The following is a 25380-nucleotide window of genomic DNA, read 5'->3' on the forward strand; positions in this document are numbered from 1 at the left end:
CAGCGACGGCGCTCGCGACGATGATCCACTCGGGTATTTTTCAGCTCCATCGGTCGGTTCGCACCCCGATGTTGAGGCCGCGCGGGCCGGGTGTCTATCGGATGCTCCGGCCCGCGCTGGTGGCCCTGTTGTTCGGGGGCCGCTGATGGGTACGGCATGCCTCCTCCTCGGCACGTGGTCCGTCTTGAGCTGCACCGCTGGGCGCGCCCTGATCTCGGGTGGTCCGGCTGACGCGCTGGTCCGTCGCGCGAGCCACGTCGGCCTCGCTATCGGCGCCGGGCTGATCGTCTGCGGCGGAGCGCTCCAGTGAGCACCCGCCCTCGCCTTTCGCCGCGTGCCCCTGCCGTCGCCAGCGTCGAGGCTGTGGCCTCGGTGGCGGTCTCCCTCCGGACGACTGCCATGCCGCAAGCCCTTACCGCTGCCGACCGCCTGATGCAGCTCGCGCGGATCCTCCGCTTCGGCGCCTCGGAGCTATTTCTTGAGGTGCAGCAGATCCAGCGCCGCCGTCCCGCGGAAGTGGCGACGGGCCGAGACGCGGACATCGCCCTTCTCGCGATGGGGATGCAGGAGGCGGCGCAGGAGCTCGACCGCCAAGCGGCGGATGCGGATCTGCAGGCCTACCTCGCGCACCGCGCCGCGGGTGGCGACGTGCTGCTCCTCCCGCTTCCGGTTGTCGTTCGCCAGCCGGAGCAGCATCGGCCTGCGGCGAACGATGCCGGCTTGCTGAACCGCGTCGTTCGCGCGGTCAGCCGCGTGCTCCGGAGGGCCGCCTGACATGTCCTTGTGCGTGCACATGGCTCGCTCTGCCGTTCTCAACCTTGAGAACCGTAACGCCGAGGCTGGGCCGACGTCGTTATTTACTAACGCGCGGCTGTGCATATCCATTCCCCATCGCAGCGGTCGCAGGCTCACGCCTCCCGTCGGCGAGCGACCCGGCCGAGACCATCGCAAACTCGGACCCTCGGCCGGGTCGTCCCCTCTCCTGCGCGCGCGGCTTCAGCTCCCCAGCCCCGCCGTTCGCGCTGTGTGTCGTGCGTACCCTCAAGAACTCCCTCTGCATGTCGGCTCCTTCCGTCCGTGGTCGCAAGTAACCACGGGTGGATTTGTGGATGTGCAAAAGGTTTTTGCGGAAAGCTCAAATGCCGGACGCTGACGTGATGCGGGCGCGAAGCGCCTTCGACGAGCTGTTGCGCTTCGAGGTCCGCGGACCGGGCGACACGGCCAACGCCATGCGCCGGATCGCGACGCGCGCCGCCATCCCGTTCGGGAAGCTGTGGGCGCTCCGGTACCGGCCGCCCAAGGAAATCGCCTCGCACGTCCTCGCGAGGATCGAGGCCGCCCACGCCGCTGAATGCGAGCGGCAACTCAGGAGGCTTGCCCATGACGTCGAGATTACCGCCGCCGTCGCTGGGTCTGCGCACCCTGCTGTGGCTGAGGCTCAAGCTGTTCTTCGCGCGGCGGCAGGCCCTGCTCCGCGCCGTCCAGGACGGTCGCCCGCACCCGCACTGGTCGGGTCGGATGCTGCACCGCGTGTGCCGAGCCTGCGGGGTTCGGCGGACCTGATCGACCTGCCGCTGTGGCGGGCCGCGAACGAGGAGGAGTGAGCATGGATCCCTTCAAGCCGACCCACGTCTCTCACAAGCAGGTCGAGGCCTACCCGATCGCTGCGGCCGAGTTTCAGGCCGACGGCTCGGGCCGGATCGCGCTCGAGGGCGGCCGCATCATCGATGTGGGTGCCGGCTTCGCCGCGCGCGGCGCCCCGGCCGAGGGCGATTACCTCGTCCGGTATGCGCCGGTGCCGGGTGAGACGGACGGCTACCTCTCGCACTCACCGCGCGGTGTGTTCGAGGCCGGGTATGCGCCTGTCCCGCAGCAGGCCGATGCCCGTGGCGAGCCCGCGCTGTCGCTCGGCGAGACACAGGCGATCGTCGAGACGAAGACGGCGCCCCGCGTCACCGAGGCTTCGATCAAGGCCAAGATCGCGGATGTCGAGTACTTCCGCGTCCGGCACCTGACGATCTGCATCATCACGCTGCAGAACGGCTTCTTCGTCGAGGGTCACAGCGCGCCGGCCGCGCCGGAGAACTACGACCAGGGCGTCGGCGAGCGCTACGCCTACGACAACGCCTTCCGGCAGCTCTGGCCGCTCGAGGGTTATTTGCTCCGCGAGCAACTCGCGGCATCTGAGGCTGATCCGATCCGGGCGGCCTGACCATGTCCGACGGCGCCTTCGTCACCACCCTGCCGGCGTACTTCGCGACCCTGCGCGAGGGTGTCGAGAAGCACGTCCCCGAGACGGCCGTGAACGCGATCATCCGCAAGGGCTTGATCACCCTGCTCGGTTGGGCGGAGGCGATGGCGCACGCGCTGGTGTCGATCACGCCGACGCCCCTGCAGCAGCGGTTCCACGCGCCGCTCGGCGACCGCTCGCCCGTCGTCGAAGAGCCGCGCGTGCCCCGGCACAGCGGCCGCGACCCGCGCCTGCCGGGCAGCCGCCCGCACCCCTGAAACGAGAACCGCCCGGCCTGCTGTGGGAGCGGGTGCCGGGCGGTCTGAAGAGAATGGGCGTGGTGCCCATCCATGGAGAGAGCAATGGAATCCACAACAGACGCGGTCGCGCAAGCGGAAGCCGCTGTAGAGCTCGGCATCGAGACCTTGCGCGGAGATATCCGAGACCGGATCCTCGACAACATCTGCCGGCAGATGCCGTGCTGGACCAAGATGTCCGAGCACGAGCAGCGGGTGATGATCAGCCGCTGCGAGGAGATCGCCGGGAAGACGGTGCGCGAGGCCATCAGGGTCGTCGCCCACCAGGGCTTCGACCACCTGGTGGTGTCGACCGGCAAGTGGACCGTGAAGGACGGCCTCAAGCTCGAGGTCGGCGCCTCCGGCTCTGTCGACGACATTACGAAGCTGGCCGAGCACGGCGCGAAGCCGGCGGTCCTCGTCCTGGCCGAGCCGAGCGTCTTCTTCGGCCAGCGCGCCGATGCGCTCGCGGACAAGGATCAGCCCGACCTGCCGATCGACGAGGAGACGGAGGCCGAGGAGGGCGACGAGGACGAGGCCGATCGCTCGCCCCTGCCCGAGCCGCCGACGCGCGAGACTCGGTCGCGCCGCACGCGCGAACCCGCGGACGCTTGAGCCTGGAGGCGCGCGGTGTCCGAGACCGTCATCATCCGCCTGCCAGGCGCCCCTCGCGGGAAGGGCCGGCACCGCGCGCAGCTCGTCCATCGGGGAGGAGTGGCGCGCATCCACTCCCATCCCGACCAGAAGACCGAGGCCTACGAGAGCGCGCTGCGCCTCGCGGCCGGCGCCGCCATGCGCGGGCGCGCCCTCCTCACCGGACCGCTGGAGGTTCGGATCTTCGCCACCATGCCGATCCCGGCGAGCTGGTCGAAGCGGAAGCGGCTGGACGCGATCGAGCGCCGCCTGCGGCCCACGACCAAGCCCGACTGGGACAACATCGCCAAGGTCATCGACGCGCTGAACCACGTCGTCTGGGCCGACGACGCCTCCGTGGTCGATGGCCTTGTCCGCAAGTTCTACGGCGAGACGCCCGAGCTGGTGATCCAGGTCACGGCTCTGGAGCCGCAAGCCGTGAGGGCGGCGGCATGACATGGGTGCTGATCTTCTCGGGCCGCGAGCTGTTCCGCGGCACCTATGGCGGCGCGCTCGACGCGGCCGAATCCATGCGCCTCTGCGAGCGCTCCTTCCATCCGGACGGGACGGAGCTGGCGCCACGCCTGGATCGCGGCGTGATGCTGGTGCTCGCGCGGATGGTCCCAGCCTTCCGACGGAGGGCTGCATCGTGAGCCACCGCGAGAACAAGGCGCACGCGCTCTCGGAGCGCGGGAACGACCTCTACGAAACGCCGGCCGTCGCAGTGCGGGCTCTGATAGGGACCGAATGGCTGCCGCAACGGATCTGGGAGCCAGCCTGCGGGCCCGGCGCCATCGTGCGCGAGCTGTACGCGGGCGGGCACGACGTGCTCGCCACCGATCTCGTCGATTACGGTTGGGACGGCCAGGTCTCGGGCGTCGACTTCCTGAAGGTGCCGGAGGCCCCCGAGGGCATCGACTGCATCGTCACGAACCCGCCCTACAAGGACGCTCGCGCCTTCGTGGAGCAGGCCGTGCGGCTCTGCCCGCGCGTGATGATGCTGCTGCGGTTCTCGTTCTACGAGAGCATCTCACGCGGCTCCATCCTCGACACCGGCACGCTGGCCCGGGTGCATTGCTTCCGCAAGCGCCTGCCGATGATGCACCGGGATGGCTGGGTTGGCCCGAAGGCCTCCTCGAACATGGCCTTCGCGTGGTTCGTTTGGGACGTCTCCCATCGCGGCCCGACGCAGCTCAGTCGCATGTCCTGGGAGGACTTCACCGACGAAGCCGGCGCCGATCCCCTCCCCATGGCCGCGGAGTAGGCGATGGCGATCCGTTCAGAAGCCCTTCGCGCGCTCGTGGCGGCCGGTGCTTCGGCCGAGATGCTGCTCGCGGTGATCGAGGCTGACGAGAAGGCCGCGGCTGCCGAGGTCGACGCCAAGACCGAGAAGCGCCGAGCTCAGACCGCCGCGCGGGTGCGCCGGCACCGTGAAACGCACCGTAACGCTGGTAACGGCGGTAACGCGTTACCCCCCGTCCCCTCCCCGGATGGTCCGCCCCCTCCTCCTGCACCTCCACCCCCACCCCTTAACCCCTCCCCGACCCCCGGTTCCGATCCTGACGGATCGGCCGACGATGTCGGGCAAGCTGGCGGCGCGAGCGCGGCAGACGAGGCCCGAGCCTTCCGCAAAGCCCTGCTGACCCGGGGCGCAGCGCTGATCTGCGCCAACACTGGCCGGTCCCAGCGCTCGGCCCTCGCCCTGATCGGCCACTGGCTGGCCATTGCCCACGACGAGGCGGTGGTCGTGCTCGGACTGATCGAAGAGGCCGACGGACGCGAGCTGGCCGACTTCACGAGTTGGGTCGACCGGCGCCTCCAGGCCCGGCGCGAAGCGATGGGCCGCCGCCCGGATCGCGGCCGCCCTGCCCAGCCCGCGCCTACCGGCCTCGCCGCCCGCCTCATCCGCCAACGTGCCGAATCCCTGACGGGAGCCTACGATGTCGAACCGCGTGCCATCGACGCGAACGACCCTGACGCCGGCCCAAGCCGAGGAGAGGATCTCGGCACTCCATGGCAGGCTGGAGGCGCATCCCGTCCTTCCGACCCGCTACTGCGTGCGGCGGGACAGGGCGGCCACGATAGCCGAGCGTCGAGTGCTCTCCGACGTCGCCGAGCGGCTTAACGCCGAGCTGACGGCGGTCTCGAATCCCCGCCACGTCGACACGGTCGTGACCCGGGTACTCCTGGGATTCGAGCAGGGGCGCGGGCGCGGGGACGACGAGAACGACTGGCTCGTCGCGGAGTACGTGTCGGCGCTGAAGGCTCTCCCGCTGGCCGCGATTCACGCCGCCGCCGAGCGCTTCCGGTCCGGCGAGACGTTGCGGCCCTGGTCGAAGCGTTTCCGACCCTCCCCGGCCGAGTTCGCCGACGAGGCGCGCGAAGGCCTGATCCCGCTCCGGACGCAGCTGCTGCACATCCGGCGCGTGCTCGATGCCGAGGTCTATGATGTGCCGACGGCGGAGCAGCGCGCGCAGGTCGCGAAGGCGGCCGAGGCTCACCTGAGGCGCATGCGGCAGACCGACCCCGCGCGGCACCGCCCCGAGACGTCGGCCGAGATCGCCCGAGCGCAGCGGGCGAAGCTGGACGAGGACCTCGCCCGGCTCCGCGCGACGGGCCACGGGCCGGACATCGGCCGGCTGATGGCCCGCCTCGACCAGCGCCAGGGCTTGGCGGGAGGTGCATCGTGAGACCCGACCTGTGGAAGGCCGAGCTCCAACGCCGCAAGGCGGCGCAGCAGGCCGCCGAGGAAGCGGCCGAGCAGGCGGCCAAGCGCCCGACCGAGCGCACCTGCGCGTCCTGCGGCGTGTTCGGGGCCTCGTTCGGCTTCGGCGTCTTCCGGAACCGCAGCGACGGCATGTGGTCGTGCGCCGATCCGGACTGCCGCGCGATCGTCAAAGCGCGGGTCGCGGTGCCGCCGATGCCGGCGGAGGCCGCCCGCGCCGACCCGCCGGCAGTTGACCTGTTCGGCCGCTCGGCTGCGTGAGGAGTATCCGCGTCCGGTGCTGATGGCGAACCCGCTAAGGATCGAAGGCCCGGACCCGCCGGCCATGACGTGCGCGGACGTGGAGCGGTGGCTGGTGGCGGCGTTCATGGCCTTCACCAGCTCGGGCATCTTCAGCGTCCGGCCGAACCGGCTCCAGCCGAATGACCCGCAGGAGATGCGGGCGACGTTCGACTGGATCGTGTTCTCGGCCGAGATCCTGGGCCGAGACAGCGAGGAGCGTGTCGCTCTCCTCACCTGGGCCCGTGCCAAGGCCCGCGGCAGGATCAGACGCCACCGCCGGCTCCGATTGTTGAAGGACGTGCCGGGCGGATCGGTTAGCGACCATTGCCGCGAGTTCGGCGTCCAGCGTCGCACATTCGACCGGCGACGAAAGCGTGCCTGCGAGCGGCTAGCGGAGGCCTGGAACAGGCGCGGGCTGGGTGGCGGATCAGACTAATCTCTTCCAGGGCAGGTCAGCTTTGACTGAGCAGTCTGGCGAGGCTGCTTGCGACCCAATTCGGCGATGCGGACCACAATCAGCATTTCCTGAAAGCCGCCATTTGTCAGTCGTCCGGCGACGTTGGCTCGGGGCGGCAAGTGTACAATGGTACTTCGCCCCAAAGCGAGCTGATTTAGCGTAGACGCAAGTTCACTATAGTAAAAGATTAATCATTCTGTCACAACATGCTGCCGACTGCTCACAAAATAGTCAGCAATTCGCTGTCTCTCTAGGCCAAAATGAAATCAGCCGTTGGTCTTAATTGTCACTAAAACTTCAGCATGTGAAGCCTGTTCCAATCACTCGGGTTGCTGGCTGTGTGTCGTCGAAGCAATTTCCAATTTCCTGACCCTTTGTATTAGGGGGAATATTGAATGGCGTCTTGATTTCACATCGGCGAGTCCCGCCGGGGATGTTGATGAACGCTTCGCAGTGTACCTCACTGCAACTTATATTTTGTCCGGAGCTATTATTTCCCTGGATGACCATCCGTTTTCCACCTTCGCGGAGCTGGCATGTGAAACTTGGGTCCGCTGCAAAGGCGGTGGTTGCAGGTGCATTCACTATTGCGACAATAATTGCCGCGACCGCAAAACGATTTTTCATAGATGATCGCTCCTGATTTACATGATTTGGCAGGTATTTTCGGTAATTTTCGATGTAGCTCACCATTATGCTCGTCTTTAGAATTTAATAATTGTGTTTATTGCTTAAGTTTTGGACGAACAGCTTGTATCTGATCTGTCGGTAAAGTTTTTACAAGATCGTCGCCACATACCTTCGCGGCTTTCTCTTGCTCACCCGAAAACGTAAAGTCGTAGCAGGCCTTCACGGCAGCAAGAAAAGCATTTTGAATAATAGTTGCAAGGGTATTTTTTGTTTTAAGACTTTCAGAAGTCTCGTCATAGAAAATGCGACGCTTGGCGTCATCATTAAACTCGTTAAGTGCGAAATCTATGTCCGACAATGCACTCAAGAGCCTTGAATAGGCAGGTTGCTTATTTTTTATATTATCCAAAATCGCATTCTGCCAACGTCCGAAGGCGTCCCGACCCTGTAAATTGAACCTCCAGTACGGCAGAACATCGATTCCGATAATTGCACTCGTGGTAGGATCTAAGTCAGCCACTTGGTCGGCATAAGTGGTGTGAGCATACTGCGCAGCAGCTAGAGGGCCGCCAGGTGAATTAGGATTAGGAGCCGATTTGCCGATGGCGCCTTGGTCCCCATTTTTGATGAAAATAAATTCAGAAACGGTCTTTAGATTATTTTGCGAAGCAGTATCTGAATATCCCGCACTAAATATCCCTTTTAGACCGGCTGAAAAATTCTTCTTACCTTCCTCGGTGTAGCTATCTTTGTTGAGATTAAATTTGACGGTTTGGTCAAGTAAGTCACCGCGATAGATAGCTGAAATGAAATGCGTCCCGCACAACTCAGTAAAATTTTTCATTACGTTCAGTTTATTTAGGTCCTGCGAAACAACTTTCTCTATGCTAGGTTGCCATTTGCCGTCGTTCCGGGTTTCGGCCTGGGTGACGAGCCGCCGATAAATTCGGGCGAACTGATTAACGGAATTGAATGACTTCGATGTATGAATCTCGTCGCCAAGATCAGCGTTGAATAGCTTATACGCAAATGAAAGGCTCACTGATTGTTGCGAGGCCTTGTCGTACGACTGCATATCAGACGTCGTATTGATATACTCTATGTCGAGAAGAGCTGCGCCTTTATGACCATCGGTATAGTCATGACCATTTCCAGCTACGCAATCTTGTCGCAGTTCATTAGCGAAAACATCGTAACCCTGGCCGAGCACAGGCTTCAGAGCTGGCGCTGGGAGACCCGAAGTGCTGAGAGTCTGGGCGTTGTTGATTGTTCCGAGTGGGACATATTCTGCCGATGCACTTGTTGCGAGACATGTGATCAGTAACGAGAAAGTTAGCCCTCTCATCGATCCCTCTTCATCGTTCCGGTTCGGTATTTTGCATAGCTTATTGGAATTTTTGTTCTGCGCAAGTGAGTTATGATTTGTCAATCTGCAGACCTTCCGCCCGGGAACGTGGGCGTGAATTCTAGGTAAAATTCGTAAGACTTGCGGACGTTTTCTATATGCTGGCAGATCCGACTCTTGGTCGCAGCCAAATTCGGTCGCCGTATAAACGTTTGGGTCGCAGGTATTTTGTTGAATAGAAGACTGCCGCAAACCTACCCGGCCCTGTTTTGGCGCATCGTCTATCGAACTGCAGGCAGGTGGATTTTTTCAGAGGCTGCAGCGCGTCGTCAGTCACGCCGCTATGTCCGCTTCGATACATCCCCTGTCCGGAAGCTGACGGGAAGGAACCCACCCGTTGCGGCCTCTGAACATGGGTGCCGGACGATAATTTGGACCAATGGCGAGGGCTTACGGATCTGATTGTCGCGTGGGCCTGCATTCGCTTGCCAGTGTCCAAAAACGGGACGCAGATCAGGTGTCACGGATCGACGGAAGGTCGACCGCCTCAAGGGGCACCACCGTGGCAGCGTCCAGGACCAAGGCCATCACCCTCGCCGGCTCGCCGGCCACCCACACGCACGAGCGGTTCGCTCGGCCGGAGCGGCGCCGGGATCCGCGCGGCGACCGGTACGACCACGCTGGCGCCTTCGACCCGCGCACCGACCTATCGAAGCCGGTCCGGGGCAAGCGTGGCCCCATCCAAACAGCGGCCGTGGCGGTCGACGATCCGTGGACCCCGGGCGGCCGCTCGCTCGCTTCGGTCAACCGCCGGGTCGACGTGCTGGAGATGGAGCGCTCGCACGGGCGGCTCACGGTCTCGCAGTACGAGGTCGGGCGCCAGGTCCAGGCCATCTTCGAGCGCGCCTCCGGCGCCCGGCTCGGCTCCATGGACTTCGGGGTCCGTGGCTCGAAGGACATGACCATAGCGCACGAGCTGTCGGTCATCTACGCGATCGACGACGCCCGGCTGGTGGCGAAGCTTAAGGACAAGGTCGTCCGGGCCGTCGGCGCCCCCGGCGCCCGATTCCTCCACGAGGTGCTCACCGGCCGGAAGACCTTCGCGCAGTTCGCCGAGGCTCGCGGCAAGGGCGGCGAGCGCGGCACCGCCTACATCGCCGAGCACTTCCGGATCCTGATGGAGAACCTCGACGAGGACTTCGCGGCCGAGGGCGTCGCGAATGTGCAGGAGCGGTTCTTCCAGGGCCAGAAGACCGGCGAGGAGACCGACGCGCGTGGCCGCGCCGTCCCGGCCGGCCAGGGGCAGTACTGGGGCGCCGAGGAAGCGCGCTATGCCCCGCAGGCCAAGCCGGATGTCCAGCGGGCCGTCGCCGGACGCGGGCGGGTGCGAGACATCGTGGCGGTTCGGTGCCGGGTCAGCGGGGAGGCCTGACGGCGTGTGCAGCGGCCACCTCGCGATATATCCGCCGCTTGGGATGCGGCGGGTTGAGCGTCCCCGCGTCCGGTACGAGCGCCTTAACCGATCCGCAGCCGACCGGATGCTCGCCGCCCAGACGCCGGCGGCACACCGCTTCTGGAAGCGCGTGCTCGCCTCGACAGTGACGGTCGAGGCGACTTGGGTGCGCGATGAGGCGTTCTGGCGCTCTTTCGATCGACCGCAAAGCTGACATCAGGGCCGACACGTGCCAGCTTCTCCGTCTGACCGGAGCATGTAATGGCACCCCATATCGGACCAGAAACCGAAACCAGGATCGGATTTATTGACGATCATCCGGATATTGTCATAGCGCTCGGTAAGTTCATCGCCCGATGGTCACTTGCGGAAGCTACGTTAACGATCGCGTTTGGCATCGCGGCCAAGGTTGAGCAGGACATATCCGCCGGAGTTCTCTCTTCCACAAACAGCGCAGAGGCAAAAATCCGCCTTGTAAAGACGGCGGTAAAGCAGAGCGATTTGCCGGAAGACAATAAGAAAAGCATGACCGAAGCCTTGAGCGGCCTTCTCAAATTATGCGAGCGACGCAACGAAATATGCCACCACATATGGGGCGCAACTAATCATGGAGATGTTCTTACCTGGGACTTCAGGCAGCCTCCAGGGCTCATGAAACGCCATAAATTCAGGACGACGGCGGACATAAACCGTCTCTCGAACGCAGCAATCAAGTCCGCTTACGAGATTTGCAAATCGAGCGGCTCGCGTTGGGTGACCGAAGCCACCGTCGCGAAGTACCACCTCCCTGACGGCAGTCGTCCTTGACCCGTCGGGCGAAACCCGGCAAAACCCGATCGTCGCGAGACGCACGCCCGGGGCTGAAAAGCCGCCGGGCGTTTGCATTCTGGTAACGCGCTTCGACCTATCATCCGGTTTGGAGGTGGTCAGCGTCATGAACTGATCCCCCAGCGAGCAGATGCTGTCTCACTGGCGGTCGCAGACGCTGCGGGCCTCCCGCGAATTTCCCGGCCTTGAAGGCGCAGCCTCGGTCGCAACCCGAACCCGCTCAACAGCTTAGGCGTTGCCCCGAGAGACGCGGGCGGTGTTCCATGTCATGATCGGTCCCCGATGAGCGCCCACGCTATCGTCACCGCAATCGAGGAGGAGAGCCTCGCGCTCTGCCGCCTGCGCGCGACCGGGCGCCAGGACGTCGACCTCGAAGCCCGCGACCATCACTGCCGGCGCATCCGGTCGCTGATCCGCCACCTCCGGCCGCTGATCGGCACCGTCGAGAAGCGCACCTTCGGCCTGTCCGGACAGAGCGAAAAGGGCAAGCCTTTCACGGTGGCCCGGCGTCGTCGGGCGGCCTGACGCTATCGCGGGCTACAGCCGATGCAGATGCCGCGGCTGAGCTTGTCACCGACCGCATCGTTCTTTGCCCGGCCGGTCGCGGCTCCTCGAAAGGTCGAGTCGTCTGGGCGGCGGGGCGGCTTGATCTGACCGAGCGTGGTCGTATGCCGGACCAGCATCACTGAAGCTCCGATCGGTTCGGCTCCGGCGGCTGTCGGGGCGATGATCGCGACGGCGAGCGTCAGGGTGCGCAGCAAGGTCATTGTGTTCCTCTTCAGGAGGTAACGTCCTCCGACCTGCATCACGGGTGCGGCGTCTTCACCGATCGAGGGGCAGATCCGACGCCCCGATGCGGAATTACCAAGACATTTCCGCAAAAACCGCCACGCCAGCGTAAATAGATCAACGGAATGAGTGACTTAACCGCGATTTCAGGGTCGCGGCGAACCGCTCGCGCCCGGGGCAGAATAAAAACCCAAGAGGCCGCGAAGGCGGTTCTGGCCACCCGCGCGGTGGCCTACCTCCGGGTCTCCACCGACGAGCAGGCCGCTCACGGTTTCGGGCTTGAGACACAGGAGCGAGCCCTCCGCGCCTTCGCCGAGAGCCAGGCCTACGAGCTCGTCGCGGTCATCACCGACGCGGGCGTATCTGGTGCGACCCGGCCCGCCGACCGGGCTGGGTTCGGCGAGGTCCTGCAGCTCGCTGCCGACGGGAAGTTCTCGGTGCTGCTGGTCTATCGGTTCGACCGGCTCGCCCGCGAGATCCGGTACGCCGTCACCACCGTGGCGGATCTGGCCGAGACGCACGAGGTCGGCATCCGGTCCGTCACCGAGCCGATCGACACGGCGACGCCGATGGGGCGCACCGTGTTCGCGATCCTCGCCGGCATGGCGGAATCGGAGCGCTTCACGATCCGGGACCGGACCGCGGGCGGGAAGCTCGCGAAGGCCGGCCGCGGCGGCTTCGCCGGGGGTCGGGTCCCCTACGGCTACGCGACCGACCGGGCGGGCGGCCTCATCATCGTGCCGGAGCAGGCGGCGGTCATCCGACGCATCTTCCGAGAGCGGGGCCGCGGCAAGCGCCCGCGGGCGACCCTCCAGGCGATCGCCGAGGGGCTGAACCGCGACGGCATCCCTTCACCGACCGGCCGCCGCTGGCGGCACGACACGGTCGGCTACGTCCTCGACAACCCGAAGTACCGCGGGGCGGTCGAATACCTGTTCACCTGGACCGGCGCCGAGCAGCACGTGCTCCGGCCTGGCGCCCATGAGGCGATCATCCTTTGACCGCACGCCCCGACTTCACCCCGGCCGACGCGGACCGGGCGCTTCGCCATGCGCAGCGCCTCCAGCGCGACCCAGCGGCCCAGGCCTACGGCGACCAGCTCCGCCGGCAGGGCGTCATCGGCCACCCGGCCGCCACGCCGCTCCCGGTCGAGACCCCGTACGACGAGGCCCGGGCCGGCGAGTTCGAGGTCCGCCGCTCCATGGCGATGCTGCGAGCCCGGCCATGCTGAAGCGCCTCGTCCTTCTCTGGCTGCTCAGCACGCACCCGGCCGGCCCCCAGCCGGCCCGCGTCCATCGCGGCGAGCACGAGCTGTCCGTCGGTGCCGAGAACCTCGGTGCGCCGGCCGGCCCGATCCCGAAGCTGTCGCGCGCCGACGCGGAGCGGCTGCTTGGTATCCCGGTGAGGATCCTCCGCTGATGCCCCGCCTCTGCGCCGCCATCCTGCTCGCCGGCATCGCCGTGGCAGCCCTACGCTCGCGCCGAACGGCCTCGTTCGTGATGGTTCGGCCCGCACTCCCCGACGACATCCGCGTCGCGGCCGAGCGTCTGACGCTCCTGTTCGGCGATATGCCGTCCCGGGCCAAGCACTGACGGCGGGCTGAAGTGTGATGGGGGCCACAGAGATACGGCTCAGCGTCTGCGCTGATGTGCTGGTCATGGAGATCGCGACCGATGCTTGAGATCGCCCGCAGCATTCTCGGTGTCCGGCAGCTGGCCGGTATTTTCCTCATCCTGATGCTCGGCTGGGCCTGGGTCTGGGTGTTTGACCAGCCTGCACACGCCCAGTCTCCGGGCTACATGGCCGGCGCACTCGCCTGCCCGCCCGGTGTCGAAGGGCCCGACTGCACGAGCGATACCGCCCTCGACGTGCTCACGCAGCCGGTGGCGCTCGTCACCGAATGCCCGATGGTCGGCACGCTGCTGACCACGCATCTGAGCCTGCCGGCCGGTGGCACGCATAAGACGTTCTGCCAGCGGCGGCGCTCCTGAGATCAGGAACGAAACAGGCTCATGAGCCAGTTCCAGCCCGGCCAGTCCGGCAACCCCGGCGGCCGCCCAAAAGCCTCGGCCAAGGTGCGCGACCTTGCCCGCGCGCACACTGAGACCGCGCTGCAGGTCCTGGTCGCGATCGCGACCGCGGGTGAGAGCGAGGCCGCCCGCGTAGCAGCCGCCAACGCCATCCTCGATCGCGGCTACGGCAAGCCGACCCAGCCCATCGACGGAGATGGCGAGGGCGGCGCGATCCCGACCGGCATGACGGTGACCTTCATCCGGCCCGGGCAGCCGCCCGATGCAGGTTGAGTTCCCGGAGAAGCTCGACTTCCTGTTCGAGCCGGCGCGCTACAAGGTCGCTTACGGAGGTCGCGGCGGGGCGAAATCCTGGGGCTTCGGCCGGGCGCTTCTGATCCAGGGCGCACAGCGGCCGCTCCGGGTGCTCGCCGCTCGTGAGTTTCAGAACAGCATCGCGGAATCGGCGCACGCGCTGTTCGCGCAGCAAATCGACCTCCTGGGACTGCACGGCTTCTACGACGTCCAGGAGAAGCGGATCCTCGGCCGGAACGGCACCGAGTTCATCTTCAAGGGGCTTCGGCACAACGTCGCCTCGGTGAAGTCGACCGAGGGTGTCGACATCTGCTGGGTCGAGGAGGCCCGCACCGTCTCGAAGACGTCCTGGGACGTGTTGATCCCGACCATCCGCAAGGAAGGCTCGGAGATCTGGATCAGCTTCAACACGGAGCTGGAGGAGGACGAGACCTACCAGCGCTTCGTGAAGAAGCCGCCGACCGGCGCGCGGGTCGTGAAGATCGGCTGGGAGGACAATCCCTGGTTCCCCGACGTGCTCCGGCAGGAGGCGTTGGACCTGAAGGAGCGGGACCCGGTCGCCTACGAGACGGTCTGGGGCGGCAACTGCAAGGCGGTGCTCGACGGCGCGATCTACGCGAACGAGATCCTCGCCGCGGCGACCGCCAAGCGGTTCACGAAGGTCCCGTACGACCCGACCAAGCCGGTTCACACGTTCTGGGATCTGGGCCGGGCGGACAAGACCAGCATCTGGTTCGCCCAGATCGTCGGCTTCGAGTTCCGTCTGATCGACTTCTACGAGAACCGGGGCCACGCGCTCGGCCACTACCTCGAGGTGCTGAAGGAGCGGGCGCTTCCGGTCGAGCAGGGCGGCAAGGGCTACGTCTACGGCGAGCACTGGCTCCCGCATGACGCCCGGAACGAGCTGCTCGCCTCCGAGCGCACGATCGAGCAGCAGATGTGGGCGGCGGGGCACCGGGTGCGGATCACGCCTCGCCTGACGGTCGCCGCCGGCATCGACGCGGCCCGCAAGATCTTCGCGCGGTGTTGGTTTGACGAGGAGGCTTGCGCCGACGGGCTCCAGGCGCTCCGGAACTACCGGTTCGACGTCGACCCGAACACGCAGGCCTTCTCCAAGGCCCCTCTGCACGACTGGGCGAGCCACACGGCTGACGCCTTCCGGTACTTCGCCATCGGCATCGCCGAGCCCCGTGAGGACGATCCGCCGGTGGATGGTCCGAACGACGTCTACGCGCGCCGACGCCGCCGCGAGGCGGATGAGAGCACATCAGGATCAGGTTGGGCGGCATGACGGACACGGACGCGCCCGCCCTCGACGGCGAGGGGGTGGATCAGGCTGGGCTCGACCGCGAGGCGCTGCTGCGCCGTCTGCGCGGCTGGTACCGCACCGACCGGGAGGCCTCCGCGAAGTGGCGCGAGGATGCCCGCGAGGACTTCGACTTCGTGGCCGGCCGCCAGTGGAGCACCGAGGACGAGGCCGTGCTGCGCCAGCAGGGCCGGCCGCCCGTGACGTTCAACCGGATCCTGCCCGTCATCAAGGCCGTGGCCGGCTCCGAGGTGAACAGCCGGCAGGACATCCAGTACCTGCCCCGCGAGATCGGCGACGCGGCCAAGAACGAGCTGCTCACCGAGGCGTCGCGCTACCTCGCGGACGAGGCCGAGGCGGAGGACGAGGAATCCGACGCGTTCGTCGACTGCGCGATCTGCGGCATGGGCTGGGTCGAGATGCGTCTCGACTATGAGACCAATCCGGACGGCGCGTATGTCGAGGACCGGGTCAACGCTCTGGAGATGAACTGGGACGCCGCGGCCCGGAAGCGGAACCTCGCCGATGCCCGCCGCCTGTTCCGCGCGAAGACGATGGACCGGGCGGAAGCCGAGGCGCTGTTCCCCGAGGTCGATCCCGCGCTCCTCGATGCCGCCTGGGCCGAGGATCGTGATGGTGACGGCGAGCATCACGAGATCCAGCCCGGCGAGCGCCGCATCGACCGGCCGGGCCAGGATGCCGACGCCTCGTCCTCGCGCGTGACGATCGTCGAGTGCCAGTGGTGGGAGCGCGCCCGCGTCGCGGTGGCGATCGACCCCACGTCCGGAGAGCCGCAGGAGATGGATCCGAAGCAGGCGGCCGTCCTCGCCCGCCGCGCCGAGATGCTCGGCATGCCGCTGAAGGTGTTCCACCGGATGAAGCGGGTCTACCGCCGCGCCTTCCTCGGCGCCGTGGTGTTGGAGGACGGCCCGGCTCCTGCCGGCGACCAGTTCTCCTACGCCTGCCTGACCGGCGACCGCGACCACAACAAGGGAACGTGGTTCGGGATCGTGCGGCCCATGCGCGACCCGCAGCGCTTCGCCAACAAGTGGCTGTCGCAGACGCTCGATATGCTGAACCGCCAGTCCAAGGGCGGCTGGATCATGGAGAAGGGCGCGGTTCCGGATCAGCGCGCCTTCGAGGCCAGCATCGCCAAGCCCGGCGCGGTGTCGTGGGTCTCCGACGGCGCGCTGATGTCGGCTCGCATGAAGGAGAAGCCGCTCCCGGTGCTGCCATCGGGTCACTGGCAGCTCATGGAGTTCGCCATCGGCTCCATCCGCGACACGTCGGGCGTGAACCTGGAGCTGCTCGGTCAGAAGCAGAACGACCAGGCCGGCGTGCTGGAGTACCAGCGCAAGCAAGCCGCCATGACGATCCTGGCGACGCTGTTCGACTCCCTGCGCCGGGCCCGGAAGCACATCGGCCGGGTGCGCCTGTTCTTCATCCAGACGTACCTCTCGGACGGACGCCTGATCCGCATCGTGGGTGACGAGGGCGCCAAGGTCGTGCCGCTGATGCGCGACCGGACCATGGGCGATTTCGACGTGGTGATCGACGACGCTCCGGCCTCGCCGAACCAGCAGCAGATCGTCTGGCAGACCTTCACCTCGGTCCTGCCGATCATCAAGGACATGATCACGCCGCAGGTCCTGCTCGAGATCCTGCCCTATTCGCCGTTCCCCGCCTCGTTCGTCGCGAAGATGCGCGACCTGCTTGCCCAGAGCGCCGACACGCCGGAGCAGGAGCAGCAGAAGCAGATCGCCGTGCAGACGGCGGTCGCCCGTATCCAGGACATGACGGCCGGCGCGAACCTGAAGAACGCCAAGGCCGGGCGCGAGCAGGCGCTCACCCATCAGGATCACGCCTCGGCCGCCGTGCAGCTCGCTCAGCTCCTGACGGCTCCCGAGGCTGCAGCCCAGACCGCGGAAGCAGCGGCCTGACCCCTTACGCCCGTCGGCGGCGCACGCCGGCTTTCGTCCCCTTCACGTCACGAGGACCACATGACCGATACCGACCTCGCCATCGGCGGCGGCGATGACGCCTTCACGCCCGAGGAGCAGGCTGCCTTCGAGGCCTACGAGCGCGGCGAGGAAGCCCCCGCGTCCGATGGTCTGACCCCGCCGGCCGCCGAGCCTGCCCCGGCCGCTGCCGAGCCGCCCGTGGCCGAGCCCGAGTCCGGTGAGGAAGGCGCCAAGCCCGAGGGCGCACCGGAGAACCAGCCGCGCGACGAGAAGGGCAAGTTCGTCCCGCACGGCGCTCTGCACGAGGAGCGCGAGCGTCGGAAGGCGGTCGAGAAGGAGCGCGACGAGCTGCGCGAGCGGTTCGCCCGTGGCGACGAGCGCCTGCGCATCCTGTCCGAGGCGATGCAGCGCCCCGCCACCCCGGTCCAGCCGGCGGCCACGCCCGAGCCGGTGAAGGTGCCGGACCCGGCCGAGGACATCTTCGGGTACGCGAAGCACCTGGAGCAGCAGATCGAGGCGCTGCGCACCGGCCAGACCCAGCTCACCGAGAGCCAGAAGAAGGCCGAGGAGACCCGCCAGGCCGAGGCGGCGCGGAACGAGGTGATCGGCTTCTACCAGCAGGACCTCCGCACAGCGATGCAGGCGGACGCCACGGTCGCGGACGCCTACGAGCACCTCTTCGCTGGCCGCGTAGCCGAGCTGACGCTGTTCGGCATGGAACAGAAAGCCGCGATCGACGCCGTGCGCGAGGAGGAGTTCAACCTCGCCCAGACGGCCCGCCAGCGCGGCCAGTCGCCGGCTGCCATGATCGCGGCTCTGGCCAAGAGCCGCGGGTTCGCCCCGAAGGCTCCGGAGCCTGCTCCCGCCGCTGCACCACCGGCCGCGCCGGCTGAGACCGCCGCCGATAGGGCTGCGCGCGCCGCCGCCGGACAGGCCGGCCCGGGTCGCTCGCTCTCGGCCGCCGGTGGCCAGCCTGCCGGCGAGATCACGCTGGAGACGCTGTCGAGCATGTCCGAGGCGGACTTTGAGAAGCTGATGGCCGCGAACCCGGCGCGCATCCGCGCGCTGATGGGCGGCTGATCCGATACGGCGCGCGGGTCAGCTCGCGCGCCGCTTTCTGCACGGCTGCGCATCCGGTAGAGTCCGACGATGGCCCGGTACGAGCATCATCCCGAGAACGTTCTCGCTGCGCATGTCTGCGTCTGGGACGGGCCGCTGGGTGTTGTGTGGTTCGCTTGTGCGACCCGGGAGCGTGCCGAGACGCGGATCGCTTGGCTGAACGATGGTGCCGTAGCCCAATCCGCTTGACCCGACGGGCGAACACGCTCAAAGGACTACCGCCGCGAGACGCGCGGGCCCAGCTGGCCCCGTCTCCCCGCTTCCCAAGTTTCCGTCCGGCCCCGTGCCGCACCTTGCTGCAAGGCGGGGCGCTCGCGCGTGTCCGGTCGTTCGACTGATCCCCGCATAGGATCCGCCCGGCCGCGTCAGAGCCTTCGTCCGCGCCACGCACGGCGCCCGTCCGACCCCGTCCCCAACGGTCTTTCTGGGGCCCGGCTTCCGTCCGCGCGCCGACGCACGGCCCGCACGAACCCTCCCCCACGGAATCCAGCCTTCAGAGGCACCCCCATGTCTTACACCGCGTTCGGGCAGAACGACCCGATGGCCGTCAAGCTGTGGAGCAAGAAGCTCGCGGCCGAGGCCAACAAGTCCATCGACATCGATCCCCTGGTCGGTACCGGCGACGACGCCGTGATCCAGGAGAAGACCGAGACCAAAAAGGGCAACGGCGACCAGGTCACCTTCGGCCTGCGCATGCAGCTCCGCGGCCCGGGCTTCTCCTCGTCCGACGTGGCCGAGGGTAACGGCGAGCAGATCGGCATCAACTCCGACAAGGTCACCATCGACGAGCTCGGTGAGGTCGTCGGCGTGAAGTCGGAGAACACGATCGACCAGCAGCGCGTCCCCTTCAACCTGCGCGAGACCGCCCGCGCGGGCATCGCCGACTGGTTCCAGACCCGCCGCACGGTGTGCTTCTTCAACCACGTCTGCGGCTTCACCCCGGCGAACCAGCTCAATGGCGCGAAGAAGTTCACCGCCAACAACGTCGTCACCCCGGCGACCGCGGGCCGGATCTTCCGCCCGAACGCCCGCGCCAACGATGCGGCGCTGACCTCTGCCGACATCTTCACCCTGGACCTGATCGACAAGGCGGTCGAGCTGGCCAAGACCGGCGGCGTGAACCGCAAGGTCATGATCCGGCCGGTCGTGGTGGGCGGGCGTAAGCTCTACGTGATGTACCTCGCCACCGAGCAGGTCACGTCGATCCGCACCAACACCAGCGCCGGCCAGTGGCTCGACATCCAGAAGGCCGCGATGGCCGGCATGCAGTCGAGCAAGAGCCCGATCTACACGGGTGCTCTCGGCGAGTATAACGGCGTCGTGCTCCGCGAGGCGCAGGACGTCACGGCGGGCGTCTCGGCCGACGGTCTCGCCCCTGTCGCCAACACCCGCCGCGCGGTGCTGCTCGGCGCCCAGGCGGCGACCATCGCCTACGGCAAGGCTGGCGGCGACACCCGGTACCGCTGGAACGAAGAGCTGCTCGACCACAAGCGCAACCTCGAGGTCTCGGCCTGGGCGATCTGGGGCCTGAAGAAGACGACCTTCAACGGCGACGACTTCGGCACGATCGTCATCCCGACCTACGCCAAGCCCGCCGACGCCTGATCGGTCGCTGATCCAGCCTGACGGCTGACTTGGGCCGGGGCCTAGCGCTCCGGCCCCTCGCCTGTCCCTGCCTGTCCAGAATAGGAGGCCATCGTGGCCACCAACGTCACCCCGGTGCAGCCGGCCGCGCGCGAGCTGCGCGAGCAGGTCTCGCACACCATCCGCAAGACCGTGAACTTCGCCAACGGCGCCTTCGTCATGCCGGCCTCGCTGCCGGCCGGCGCGCTCATCACCTCGCTGCTCGTGCTGGTCGAGACCGCCTTCACGGCCGGCGCCTCGCTCACGCTGGGCACGTCCATCGGCGGCAACGACCTCGCCGCCGCGGCCGATACCGCCGTCACCGCGGCCGGTGTGAAGCGCGTCGACACCGCGACCCTGAAGGGCCGCCTCGTCGCTGACTCGCCGATCTACGGCACGATCGCCGGAGCCCCGGCGGCCGGCGTGGCCACGCTCGTGTTCCACTACGCCCCGGACAACGACGCCTGATGTCGGCGTGGATGCTGCTGCACTTCGGCGCGGCGGCCCTGGCGGCGGAGGCAGAACAGCCCCCGCCGCCGTCGCCCTCGAAGACGGAGACGGTGCCCGATGCCCACACAGGACGGGCGGCCGACGCTCGCCGATCTGTACGCGGAGATCGCGGACGACATCGAGCGCGCGGACCTCGGCCCGCAGATCGCGACGGCCGTTGACCGGGCGATCCGGTTCTACCAGCCGGACCGCTTCTTCTTCAACGAAGGGTACGTCACCTTCCAGACCATCGCCGGCTCGGACGTCTACTCGGCCGGCGATGCGGGTGCGATCCCGGACCTGATGGCGATCGACAGCGTCGTGATGCTCGACGGCGAGACCCCGACCGTCCTGCAGCGTGTCGATGAGGCCTGGATCGAGAAGGGCGACGAGCCCACCAGCCAGTCGCGACCCTGCGCTTACTCGTATTTCGAGCGCTCGCTGCGACTGTGGCCGATGCCGTCGGATGCCTGGACGGTCCGCCTCATGGCGCATGTCCGGCTGCCCGCGCCGGACCTCGACGAGGCGAACGCCTGGACCGACGAGGCCTCCAGCCTGATCGCCGCGTGGGCGAAGCGGCACCTCGCCCGCAACGTCCTGCGCAGCCCCGCGATGGCGAAGGAGCAGGGCGACATCATCGCCGAGGAGCTGAACGCGCTCCGCGGCCGCTCGAACGCCATCGCCTCCACCGGCCAGGTGCGGGCCTACTATCTCTGAGGCAGCCGTGGCCGCACCGATCACCGATCTGGCGAGCCTCCAGGCCGCCGTCCTGGACTACATCGCCCGTCCCGACCTCGCGGACGCTGTGCCGGGCTTCATCACGCTGGCTGAGAGCCACTTCAACGCGGTCCTGCGCGCGCGCGAGATGGAGACGGAGGCCAGCGGCGGTACCGCCGCGGCGCCGGTCGCCGTGATGGACCTGCCCACCGACTTCATTGAGTGGCTGGCCGTGTCCTGGGCCGGTTCGGGCCGCACGGCGCGCCCGACCTTCGCCGAGGCCGACAGCCCGGAGGCGCGGTTCCGGCACCGCCCGGGCGGCGACCCGCAGTACTTCACGATCCGCGCCGGCAAGGTGCGCATGGTGCCGGAGAAGCCCGGCGTGGTGACGCTGGCCTACTATGCCGCGATCCCGCCGCTGACCTCCAACGCACCGAAGAACTGGCTGCTGGCCAAGGCGCCCGACGCCTACCTCTACGCCGTCCTGGCGGAGGCCTACCTGTTCCAGAAGGATCCGGCCGCGGTCCAGGCGCACACCGGCCTGATGCTCCAGGTCCTGGCCGCGCTCGGGATCAAGGCCGACACGGCGAAGGTGGCCAAGCGTACCGGCCGCCCAGCCGAGCTGCAGGCCTCTGCGCAGGCCGTGGCGCGGCCCGAGTAGCATGGACCCGATCAAGCTGGCGCCATTCGCGCCCGACAGGGCCTCGGTCGACGCCTCGGTCTCGGCGGTCGCGACCAACGTGGTGCCGCGCTCGGACGGGTACGGCCCGGTCCTGGCGCCGGTACCGCTGTCGCTCGCCCTGCCGGCGGAGTGCCGCGGCGCAATCGCGGTGTTCTCGCCGACCTACAACTTCCCGATCTACGTGGCCGGCACCTCGAAGGGCCTGTTCGTCTACAAGACGACGGACCAGGCGTGGCACGAGGTGACGAACCCGAGCACCTCCTACAGCGTGCCGCCGGGGGACTATTGGTCCTTCGTCGTCTACGGCACGCTGCTGCTCGCCTGCTCGGCCGGCACACCGGTGCAGAAGGCCACGATCGACGTCCTCCAGGCCGGCACGCAGCCCTTCGCGGATCTCGGTGGCGGTCCGCCCCGGGCCCGCCACATGGGCGTCGTCGGCGACTTCCTGGTGCTGGCGGGCCTGCCCGACACGCCGCAGACGGTGCGCTGGTCCAACAGCGGGAACATCGAGCAGTGGCCGCTCGGCCAGCTCGACCAGACCGGCGACGAGCAGCAGCTCCCCGACGGCGGCGCCGTGACCGGCTTTGCGGGCGGCGAGTATGGCGTGATCTTCCAGGAGCGGGCGATCCGGCGCATGACGCTGAGCCCGGATTCCGGGAACGTGTTCGACTGCTCGGTGCTGGAGGAGAACCGCGGCGCGGTGGCGCCCTGGTGCATCGCCAAGGTCGGGCCGCGCATCTTCTTCCTCGACCGCGACGGCTTCTATGCCCTGGTGATCGGCGGCGGCCCGTCCACGCCGATCGGTGCCGAGCGGGTGAACCGGTTCTTCCAGGGCCGCGTCGACCCGGAGCGCGTCGGCATGACGGTGGCGTTCCGGGACCCGACCGGCGAGCGGATCCTGTTCGCCTACCGGCTCGCCGGCACCGACGCGTCCGACCCGTCCCTGCTGGGCGAGGCGCTGCTGTACGACTGGCTCCTCGACCGCTGGTCGTTCCTCGATACGCCGCTCCGCTTCGGCATGTCGGCCGCGACGCCGGACACCTCGATCGACAGCATCGAGGGCTCGATCGACGATCCAGCCCAGCCCTCGCTCGATGATCCGATCTACCAGGGCGGTGCCACGCTGCTCGCGGTGATGACGACCGACAACCGGCTTGCCGTGCTCGACGGGCCGGCGCTGGAGGCGGTGGTGCAGACCCCCGACGCCATGCTGGCACGGCCGAACCGCGCCTTCCTGCGCGGGGCCCGCCTCGATACGGATGCAGACGACTGGCGCGTGGCGATCGGTGTCCGCGAGAGCCTCGCGGCCTCGGTGCCCTCCCGCTGGCTGCCCGAGACAGGTCCGACCGTGGAGCGGATCGCGCCGTCCCGCGCTTCGGGCCGCTACCACCGCGCCCGGGTGCGGATCCCCGCCGGCACGACCTGGTCCTACGTCTCGGCCATCGAGCCGGACGCGACGGCGGAGGGTTCGCGATGAACGTCCCCGGCCGGAACGAGAAGGACCTGTCGCTCTTCAGCCGCGCGATCGACGATCTCGCGCGCGGGGCCACCAACGCGATCTCGTCGGACACCTTCACCCTGGCCAACGGGGTCTCGCGCACGAAGGTGCCCTGCGAGAACTGCAGCGTGGGCGCCCTGCCGCGCTGGGTTCCGATCACGGAAGCCGCGTCGAAGGCTATGGTGTGGCTGATCTCGGCCGACCGCGGCAGCTTCACGGTCGGGCACGATCTGAACCCGGCCACCGATCGCACCTTCCGCTTCGAGATGCGCCGGGCCTGAATGCGCCTCCAGCCCCTGTCGATGCCGCTCGCGCCTGACCTCGCCGAGCGCGTCGAGGCATGCCTGGGCGCCGCCTGTGCCCTGCCCCGCTGCGACCTGACCGTGGCCGGCCTGCTCGCGTCGTGCTCGGCCGGCGAGGCCCAGCTCGTCGGCATCTTCGACGGCGACCGCTTCGTGGCGGCGGGCGTGACGCAGGTCCGCCAGCACCGCGGTGGCCGGCTCTCCTGCTGGGTCCTGTCCCTCGGTGGCCGCGCGGCCGGCCCGTGGGGCGCCGTCATCGCCGCCGTCGAGCGCGGCGCGGCCCAGCTCGGCTGCACCACCGTCGAGTTCGTCGGCCGCCGCGGCTGGGCCCGCGTGCTGCCGGACTACACCGCCGCGCCCTGCGAGCTCGGCCACCACTTCACGAAGCGCATCGGGGCCTGACATGGGCGGCGGTACCAAGACCCAGACCACGGTCCAGCAGCAGAACAACGACCCGTGGGCGCCGGCACAGCCCGCGCTCCAGGGCGTGCTCTCCGGCGCGACCGCGGCGTACAACTCGGGCGTCGGCTCGCAGGTCTACGGCGGCCAGCGCTATGCCGGCCTCGGGGACACCTCGCTCGCCGCGCTGGATAGCATCGCCGGCAGCGCCAGCGCGGGCCAGGGCGCGGCCCAGGCGGGTGACAGCTACCTGAAGGGTCTCCTGTCGAGCGGCGGCACTACCTCCGGCATCCAGTCCGCGCTCTCCGGGCTCGACAGCGTCGGGAAGATCGACACGTCGCGGGTGAGCCAGCTCGCCGACACGATGGCCGATCCGAACAACCTCGCCTACTCGACGGCCCGGAAGCTCACGAACGGCGACTATAACCTCTCGACCTCGGGCTACACCGGCCTGCTCGACAGCCTTTCCGGGCAGACCCAGACCGAGAAGTCGCTGCAGGATGCCGCCGACGGCAAGTTCCTGGGCGGGGCGAACCCGTACCTCGACGCGGTGATCGGCCGGAGCCAGGGCGAGGCGGCCTCGAAGATCGCCCAGCAGATGGGCGCGGCGGGTCGGACCGGCTCGGGGCGCTACGCCGCGACGATCGCCGACTCCCTCGGCGCGATCGGCACGCAGGCGCGCTACACCGACTATGACAATGAGCGCACCCGGCAGGCGCAGGCGGCTACGGCGATCGACAGCTCGCGCAACGCCCGCACCAGCCTCCAGCAGGGGCTCTACGGGTCGATCAACAACGCCGAGCAGGTCAACGCCGGCCTCGCCCTCTCCGGAGCCGGGCTCTACAACGACACGAACACGACGGCGCTCGGCGGCGCGACTGCCCTGGCCGGCATCGACAATCAGAACATCCAGAACGGCATTCAGACCGCCGGCATGAAGCTCTCGGCCGCGCAGGCGGACCGGGCCGCGGCGCTCCAGGGTCTCGGCATGGTCGGGACGAACATCGACAATCTCCAGCGCCCGGGTCAGACGCTGGCCGGTGTCGGCGCCGCCCTCGACGCGGATCGCCAGCAGCAGCTCGACACTGCCCAGCAGGTCTTCGACGAGCAGCAGGCGTCGCCCTGGAAGCAGCTCGGGCTCTACTCCGGCCTCGTGAGCCCGATCGCGGGTCTCGGCGGCTCCTCGAGCGGAACGTCGGTCCAGAAGATCCCGCAGCCCGGTGTCATGCAGCAGCTGTTCGGTGCTGGCCTCGCCGGCGCCAGCGTCGCGTCGAAATTCATCTGAGGACCAC

At 67.7% G+C, this 25380-nt stretch carries 37 protein-coding genes; 34 read left to right on the plus strand and 3 right to left on the minus strand.

The annotated features are described in order from the left end of the window. Positions 1-145: 145 nt before the first annotated feature. The 13 genes from CIW48_RS33340 (at position 146) to CIW48_RS19300 (ending at position 6602) form a co-directional block, all read left to right on the plus strand. Positions 146-310, plus strand: coding sequence for a hypothetical protein (locus CIW48_RS33340; protein ID WP_173009314.1), 165 nt, complete (start codon positions 146-148; stop codon positions 308-310). A 62-nt stretch (positions 311-372) separates the two neighbouring features. Beyond that, on the plus strand, positions 373-774 hold the full coding sequence (locus CIW48_RS19250; protein WP_149312200.1) for a hypothetical protein: 402 nt from the start codon (positions 373-375) through the stop codon (positions 772-774). A gap of 365 nt (positions 775-1139) precedes the next feature. Further along, positions 1140-1604 carry a hypothetical protein gene (locus tag CIW48_RS19255; protein WP_149312201.1) on the plus strand — a complete coding sequence of 155 codons (465 nt, stop codon included), beginning with the start codon at positions 1140-1142 and terminating at the stop codon, positions 1602-1604. A gap of 2 nt (positions 1605-1606) precedes the next feature. Continuing rightward, positions 1607-2212, plus strand: coding sequence for a Gp49 family protein (locus CIW48_RS19260; RefSeq protein WP_149312202.1), 606 nt, complete (start codon positions 1607-1609; stop codon positions 2210-2212). A 2-nt stretch (positions 2213-2214) separates the two neighbouring features. Continuing rightward, on the plus strand, positions 2215-2508 hold the full coding sequence (locus CIW48_RS19265; RefSeq protein ID WP_149312203.1) for a hypothetical protein: 294 nt from the start codon (positions 2215-2217) through the stop codon (positions 2506-2508). Positions 2509-2592: 84 nt separating this feature from the next. Further along, positions 2593-3141: a hypothetical protein gene (locus tag CIW48_RS19270; protein ID WP_149312204.1), complete on the plus strand. Its 549-nt coding sequence runs from the start codon at positions 2593-2595 to the stop codon at positions 3139-3141. Positions 3142-3156: 15 nt separating this feature from the next. Next, entirely contained in the window at positions 3157-3615 is a 459-nt protein-coding gene (locus CIW48_RS19275) for a RusA family crossover junction endodeoxyribonuclease (protein WP_149312205.1), read from the plus strand. Beyond that, positions 3612-3812 carry a hypothetical protein gene (locus CIW48_RS19280; protein ID WP_149312206.1) on the plus strand — a complete coding sequence of 67 codons (201 nt, stop codon included), beginning with the start codon at positions 3612-3614 and terminating at the stop codon, positions 3810-3812. Before CIW48_RS19275 ends, CIW48_RS19280 begins: the two co-directional genes overlap by 4 nt. Continuing rightward, positions 3809-4423, plus strand: a complete 615-nt coding sequence (locus CIW48_RS19285) for a class I SAM-dependent methyltransferase (protein WP_149312207.1) — start codon at positions 3809-3811, stop codon at positions 4421-4423. Before CIW48_RS19280 ends, CIW48_RS19285 begins: the two co-directional genes overlap by 4 nt. A 3-nt stretch (positions 4424-4426) precedes the next feature. Beyond that, positions 4427-5284 (plus strand): hypothetical protein, encoded by an 858-nt coding sequence (locus tag CIW48_RS33345; RefSeq protein WP_173009315.1) that lies wholly within the window; start codon positions 4427-4429, stop codon positions 5282-5284. After that, positions 5256-5849 (plus strand): hypothetical protein, encoded by a 594-nt coding sequence (locus CIW48_RS19290; protein WP_149312318.1) that lies wholly within the window; start codon positions 5256-5258, stop codon positions 5847-5849. The genes CIW48_RS33345 and CIW48_RS19290 overlap by 29 nt, the downstream gene beginning before the upstream one ends. Beyond that, positions 5846-6145, plus strand: coding sequence for a hypothetical protein (locus CIW48_RS19295; RefSeq protein WP_149312208.1), 300 nt, complete (start codon positions 5846-5848; stop codon positions 6143-6145). Before CIW48_RS19290 ends, CIW48_RS19295 begins: the two co-directional genes overlap by 4 nt. A 64-nt stretch (positions 6146-6209) precedes the next feature. Then, positions 6210-6602 (plus strand): hypothetical protein, encoded by a 393-nt coding sequence (locus CIW48_RS19300; protein WP_246695328.1) that lies wholly within the window; start codon positions 6210-6212, stop codon positions 6600-6602. 318 nt (positions 6603-6920) lie between these two features. Here CIW48_RS19300 and CIW48_RS19305 read toward each other — a convergent pair whose 3' ends face one another. Together CIW48_RS19305 and CIW48_RS19310 are read right to left on the minus strand one after the other, a co-directional pair. After that, positions 6921-7313, minus strand: a complete 393-nt coding sequence (locus CIW48_RS19305; RefSeq protein WP_149312209.1) for a hypothetical protein — start codon at positions 7311-7313, stop codon at positions 6921-6923. 34 nt (positions 7314-7347) lie between these two features. Beyond that, positions 7348-8598 (minus strand): hypothetical protein, encoded by a 1251-nt coding sequence (locus tag CIW48_RS19310; protein WP_149312210.1) that lies wholly within the window; start codon positions 8596-8598, stop codon positions 7348-7350. Positions 8599-9160: 562 nt separating this feature from the next. Here CIW48_RS19310 and CIW48_RS19315 point away from each other — a divergent pair. The 4 genes from CIW48_RS19315 (at position 9161) to CIW48_RS19325 (ending at position 11404) form a co-directional block, all read left to right on the plus strand. After that, on the plus strand, positions 9161-10030 hold the full coding sequence (locus tag CIW48_RS19315) for a hypothetical protein (RefSeq protein WP_149312211.1): 870 nt from the start codon (positions 9161-9163) through the stop codon (positions 10028-10030). Between the two features lie 106 nt (positions 10031-10136). After that, complete coding sequence (locus CIW48_RS34565) at positions 10137-10265, plus strand: hypothetical protein (protein ID WP_281407363.1); 129 nt, start codon at positions 10137-10139, stop codon at positions 10263-10265. Between the two features lie 47 nt (positions 10266-10312). After that, positions 10313-10858, plus strand: a complete 546-nt coding sequence (locus tag CIW48_RS19320; RefSeq protein WP_149312212.1) for a hypothetical protein — start codon at positions 10313-10315, stop codon at positions 10856-10858. A 303-nt stretch (positions 10859-11161) separates the two neighbouring features. Next, on the plus strand, positions 11162-11404 hold the full coding sequence (locus tag CIW48_RS19325; RefSeq protein ID WP_149312213.1) for a hypothetical protein: 243 nt from the start codon (positions 11162-11164) through the stop codon (positions 11402-11404). 2 nt (positions 11405-11406) lie between these two features. On the opposite strand, the gene CIW48_RS19330 is transcribed toward CIW48_RS19325, so the two are convergent. Further along, positions 11407-11646 (minus strand): hypothetical protein, encoded by a 240-nt coding sequence (locus tag CIW48_RS19330; RefSeq protein ID WP_149312214.1) that lies wholly within the window; start codon positions 11644-11646, stop codon positions 11407-11409. A 249-nt stretch (positions 11647-11895) separates the two neighbouring features. Here CIW48_RS19330 and CIW48_RS19335 point away from each other — a divergent pair, with 249 nt between their 5' ends. The 17 genes from CIW48_RS19335 (at position 11896) to CIW48_RS19405 (ending at position 25373) form a co-directional block, all read left to right on the plus strand. Then, complete coding sequence (locus tag CIW48_RS19335; protein ID WP_246695329.1) at positions 11896-12669, plus strand: recombinase family protein; 774 nt, start codon at positions 11896-11898, stop codon at positions 12667-12669. After that, a complete protein-coding gene (locus tag CIW48_RS33350; RefSeq protein ID WP_173009316.1) occupies positions 12666-12899 on the plus strand; it encodes a hypothetical protein in 234 nt (77 codons plus the stop codon). Before CIW48_RS19335 ends, CIW48_RS33350 begins: the two co-directional genes overlap by 4 nt. After that, positions 12893-13087 (plus strand): hypothetical protein, encoded by a 195-nt coding sequence (locus CIW48_RS19340; protein ID WP_149312320.1) that lies wholly within the window; start codon positions 12893-12895, stop codon positions 13085-13087. The genes CIW48_RS33350 and CIW48_RS19340 overlap by 7 nt, the downstream gene beginning before the upstream one ends. After that, positions 13087-13260, plus strand: coding sequence for a hypothetical protein (locus tag CIW48_RS33355; protein ID WP_173009317.1), 174 nt, complete (start codon positions 13087-13089; stop codon positions 13258-13260). The genes CIW48_RS19340 and CIW48_RS33355 overlap by 1 nt, the downstream gene beginning before the upstream one ends. An 81-nt stretch (positions 13261-13341) precedes the next feature. Continuing rightward, entirely contained in the window at positions 13342-13659 is a 318-nt protein-coding gene (locus tag CIW48_RS19345; RefSeq protein WP_149312216.1) for a hypothetical protein, read from the plus strand. A gap of 21 nt (positions 13660-13680) precedes the next feature. Beyond that, positions 13681-13971 (plus strand): DUF5681 domain-containing protein, encoded by a 291-nt coding sequence (locus tag CIW48_RS19350; protein ID WP_149312217.1) that lies wholly within the window; start codon positions 13681-13683, stop codon positions 13969-13971. After that, positions 13961-15283, plus strand: a complete 1323-nt coding sequence (locus tag CIW48_RS19355) for a PBSX family phage terminase large subunit (protein WP_149312218.1) — start codon at positions 13961-13963, stop codon at positions 15281-15283. Before CIW48_RS19350 ends, CIW48_RS19355 begins: the two co-directional genes overlap by 11 nt. Further along, a complete protein-coding gene (locus CIW48_RS19360) occupies positions 15280-17238 on the plus strand; it encodes a portal protein (RefSeq protein WP_149312219.1) in 1959 nt (652 codons plus the stop codon). The genes CIW48_RS19355 and CIW48_RS19360 overlap by 4 nt, the downstream gene beginning before the upstream one ends. A gap of 60 nt (positions 17239-17298) precedes the next feature. Continuing rightward, positions 17299-18339, plus strand: a complete 1041-nt coding sequence (locus tag CIW48_RS19365) for a hypothetical protein (protein ID WP_149312220.1) — start codon at positions 17299-17301, stop codon at positions 18337-18339. 546 nt (positions 18340-18885) lie between these two features. Further along, positions 18886-19983 carry a N4-gp56 family major capsid protein gene (locus CIW48_RS19370; protein ID WP_149312221.1) on the plus strand — a complete coding sequence of 366 codons (1098 nt, stop codon included), beginning with the start codon at positions 18886-18888 and terminating at the stop codon, positions 19981-19983. Between the two features lie 93 nt (positions 19984-20076). After that, on the plus strand, positions 20077-20469 hold the full coding sequence (locus CIW48_RS19375) for a hypothetical protein (protein WP_149312222.1): 393 nt from the start codon (positions 20077-20079) through the stop codon (positions 20467-20469). Positions 20470-20568: 99 nt separating this feature from the next. Then, the gene (locus tag CIW48_RS19380) at positions 20569-21207 is read left to right on the plus strand and encodes a hypothetical protein (RefSeq protein ID WP_149312223.1); all 639 of its coding nucleotides are present in this window, start codon (positions 20569-20571) and stop codon (positions 21205-21207) included. Between the two features lie 7 nt (positions 21208-21214). Beyond that, positions 21215-21868: a hypothetical protein gene (locus CIW48_RS19385; protein ID WP_149312224.1), complete on the plus strand. Its 654-nt coding sequence runs from the start codon at positions 21215-21217 to the stop codon at positions 21866-21868. A gap of 1 nt (position 21869) precedes the next feature. Next, the gene (locus CIW48_RS19390; RefSeq protein WP_149312225.1) at positions 21870-23366 is read left to right on the plus strand and encodes a hypothetical protein; all 1497 of its coding nucleotides are present in this window, start codon (positions 21870-21872) and stop codon (positions 23364-23366) included. Continuing rightward, positions 23363-23668: a hypothetical protein gene (locus tag CIW48_RS19395; protein ID WP_149312226.1), complete on the plus strand. Its 306-nt coding sequence runs from the start codon at positions 23363-23365 to the stop codon at positions 23666-23668. Before CIW48_RS19390 ends, CIW48_RS19395 begins: the two co-directional genes overlap by 4 nt. Next, a complete protein-coding gene (locus CIW48_RS19400) occupies positions 23669-24091 on the plus strand; it encodes a hypothetical protein (RefSeq protein ID WP_149312227.1) in 423 nt (140 codons plus the stop codon). A gap of 1 nt (position 24092) precedes the next feature. Then, positions 24093-25373 (plus strand): hypothetical protein, encoded by a 1281-nt coding sequence (locus CIW48_RS19405; RefSeq protein ID WP_149312228.1) that lies wholly within the window; start codon positions 24093-24095, stop codon positions 25371-25373. The last annotated feature ends 7 nt before the right edge of the window (positions 25374-25380 follow it).

This window comes from Methylobacterium sp. P1-11 (genome assembly GCF_008329595.1).
Taxonomy (GTDB): domain Bacteria; phylum Pseudomonadota; class Alphaproteobacteria; order Rhizobiales; family Beijerinckiaceae; genus Methylobacterium.

What these genes read in the sequence shown, in the direction of transcription:
- CIW48_RS33340 (WP_173009314.1), top strand. Translation starts at nt 146, where the DNA reads ATGGGTACGGCATGCCTCCTCCTCGGCACGTGGTCCGTCTTGAGCTGC.
- CIW48_RS19255 (WP_149312201.1), top strand. Translation starts at nt 1,140, where the DNA reads ATGCCGGACGCTGACGTGATGCGGGCGCGAAGCGCCTTCGACGAGCTG.
- CIW48_RS19260 (WP_149312202.1), top strand. Translation starts at nt 1,607, where the DNA reads ATGGATCCCTTCAAGCCGACCCACGTCTCTCACAAGCAGGTCGAGGCC.
- CIW48_RS19265 (WP_149312203.1), top strand. Translation starts at nt 2,215, where the DNA reads ATGTCCGACGGCGCCTTCGTCACCACCCTGCCGGCGTACTTCGCGACC.
- CIW48_RS19270 (WP_149312204.1), top strand. Translation starts at nt 2,593, where the DNA reads ATGGAATCCACAACAGACGCGGTCGCGCAAGCGGAAGCCGCTGTAGAG.
- CIW48_RS19280 (WP_149312206.1), top strand. Translation starts at nt 3,612, where the DNA reads ATGACATGGGTGCTGATCTTCTCGGGCCGCGAGCTGTTCCGCGGCACC.
- CIW48_RS33345 (WP_173009315.1), top strand. Translation starts at nt 4,427, where the DNA reads ATGGCGATCCGTTCAGAAGCCCTTCGCGCGCTCGTGGCGGCCGGTGCT.
- CIW48_RS19300 (WP_246695328.1), top strand. Translation starts at nt 6,210, where the DNA reads ATGACGTGCGCGGACGTGGAGCGGTGGCTGGTGGCGGCGTTCATGGCC.
- CIW48_RS19310 (WP_149312210.1), bottom strand. Translation starts at nt 8,598, where the DNA reads ATGAGAGGGCTAACTTTCTCGTTACTGATCACATGTCTCGCAACAAGT.
- CIW48_RS34565 (WP_281407363.1), top strand. Translation starts at nt 10,137, where the DNA reads ATGCTCGCCGCCCAGACGCCGGCGGCACACCGCTTCTGGAAGCGCGTG.
- CIW48_RS19320 (WP_149312212.1), top strand. Translation starts at nt 10,313, where the DNA reads ATGGCACCCCATATCGGACCAGAAACCGAAACCAGGATCGGATTTATT.
- CIW48_RS19325 (WP_149312213.1), top strand. Translation starts at nt 11,162, where the DNA reads ATGAGCGCCCACGCTATCGTCACCGCAATCGAGGAGGAGAGCCTCGCG.
- CIW48_RS19330 (WP_149312214.1), bottom strand. Translation starts at nt 11,646, where the DNA reads ATGACCTTGCTGCGCACCCTGACGCTCGCCGTCGCGATCATCGCCCCG.
- CIW48_RS19340 (WP_149312320.1), top strand. Translation starts at nt 12,893, where the DNA reads ATGCTGAAGCGCCTCGTCCTTCTCTGGCTGCTCAGCACGCACCCGGCC.
- CIW48_RS33355 (WP_173009317.1), top strand. Translation starts at nt 13,087, where the DNA reads ATGCCCCGCCTCTGCGCCGCCATCCTGCTCGCCGGCATCGCCGTGGCA.
- CIW48_RS19345 (WP_149312216.1), top strand. Translation starts at nt 13,342, where the DNA reads ATGCTTGAGATCGCCCGCAGCATTCTCGGTGTCCGGCAGCTGGCCGGT.
- CIW48_RS19350 (WP_149312217.1), top strand. Translation starts at nt 13,681, where the DNA reads ATGAGCCAGTTCCAGCCCGGCCAGTCCGGCAACCCCGGCGGCCGCCCA.
- CIW48_RS19355 (WP_149312218.1), top strand. Translation starts at nt 13,961, where the DNA reads ATGCAGGTTGAGTTCCCGGAGAAGCTCGACTTCCTGTTCGAGCCGGCG.
- CIW48_RS19360 (WP_149312219.1), top strand. Translation starts at nt 15,280, where the DNA reads ATGACGGACACGGACGCGCCCGCCCTCGACGGCGAGGGGGTGGATCAG.
- CIW48_RS19365 (WP_149312220.1), top strand. Translation starts at nt 17,299, where the DNA reads ATGACCGATACCGACCTCGCCATCGGCGGCGGCGATGACGCCTTCACG.
- CIW48_RS19370 (WP_149312221.1), top strand. Translation starts at nt 18,886, where the DNA reads ATGTCTTACACCGCGTTCGGGCAGAACGACCCGATGGCCGTCAAGCTG.
- CIW48_RS19380 (WP_149312223.1), top strand. Translation starts at nt 20,569, where the DNA reads ATGCCCACACAGGACGGGCGGCCGACGCTCGCCGATCTGTACGCGGAG.
- CIW48_RS19390 (WP_149312225.1), top strand. Translation starts at nt 21,870, where the DNA reads ATGGACCCGATCAAGCTGGCGCCATTCGCGCCCGACAGGGCCTCGGTC.
- CIW48_RS19395 (WP_149312226.1), top strand. Translation starts at nt 23,363, where the DNA reads ATGAACGTCCCCGGCCGGAACGAGAAGGACCTGTCGCTCTTCAGCCGC.
- CIW48_RS19400 (WP_149312227.1), top strand. Translation starts at nt 23,669, where the DNA reads ATGCGCCTCCAGCCCCTGTCGATGCCGCTCGCGCCTGACCTCGCCGAG.
- CIW48_RS19405 (WP_149312228.1), top strand. Translation starts at nt 24,093, where the DNA reads ATGGGCGGCGGTACCAAGACCCAGACCACGGTCCAGCAGCAGAACAAC.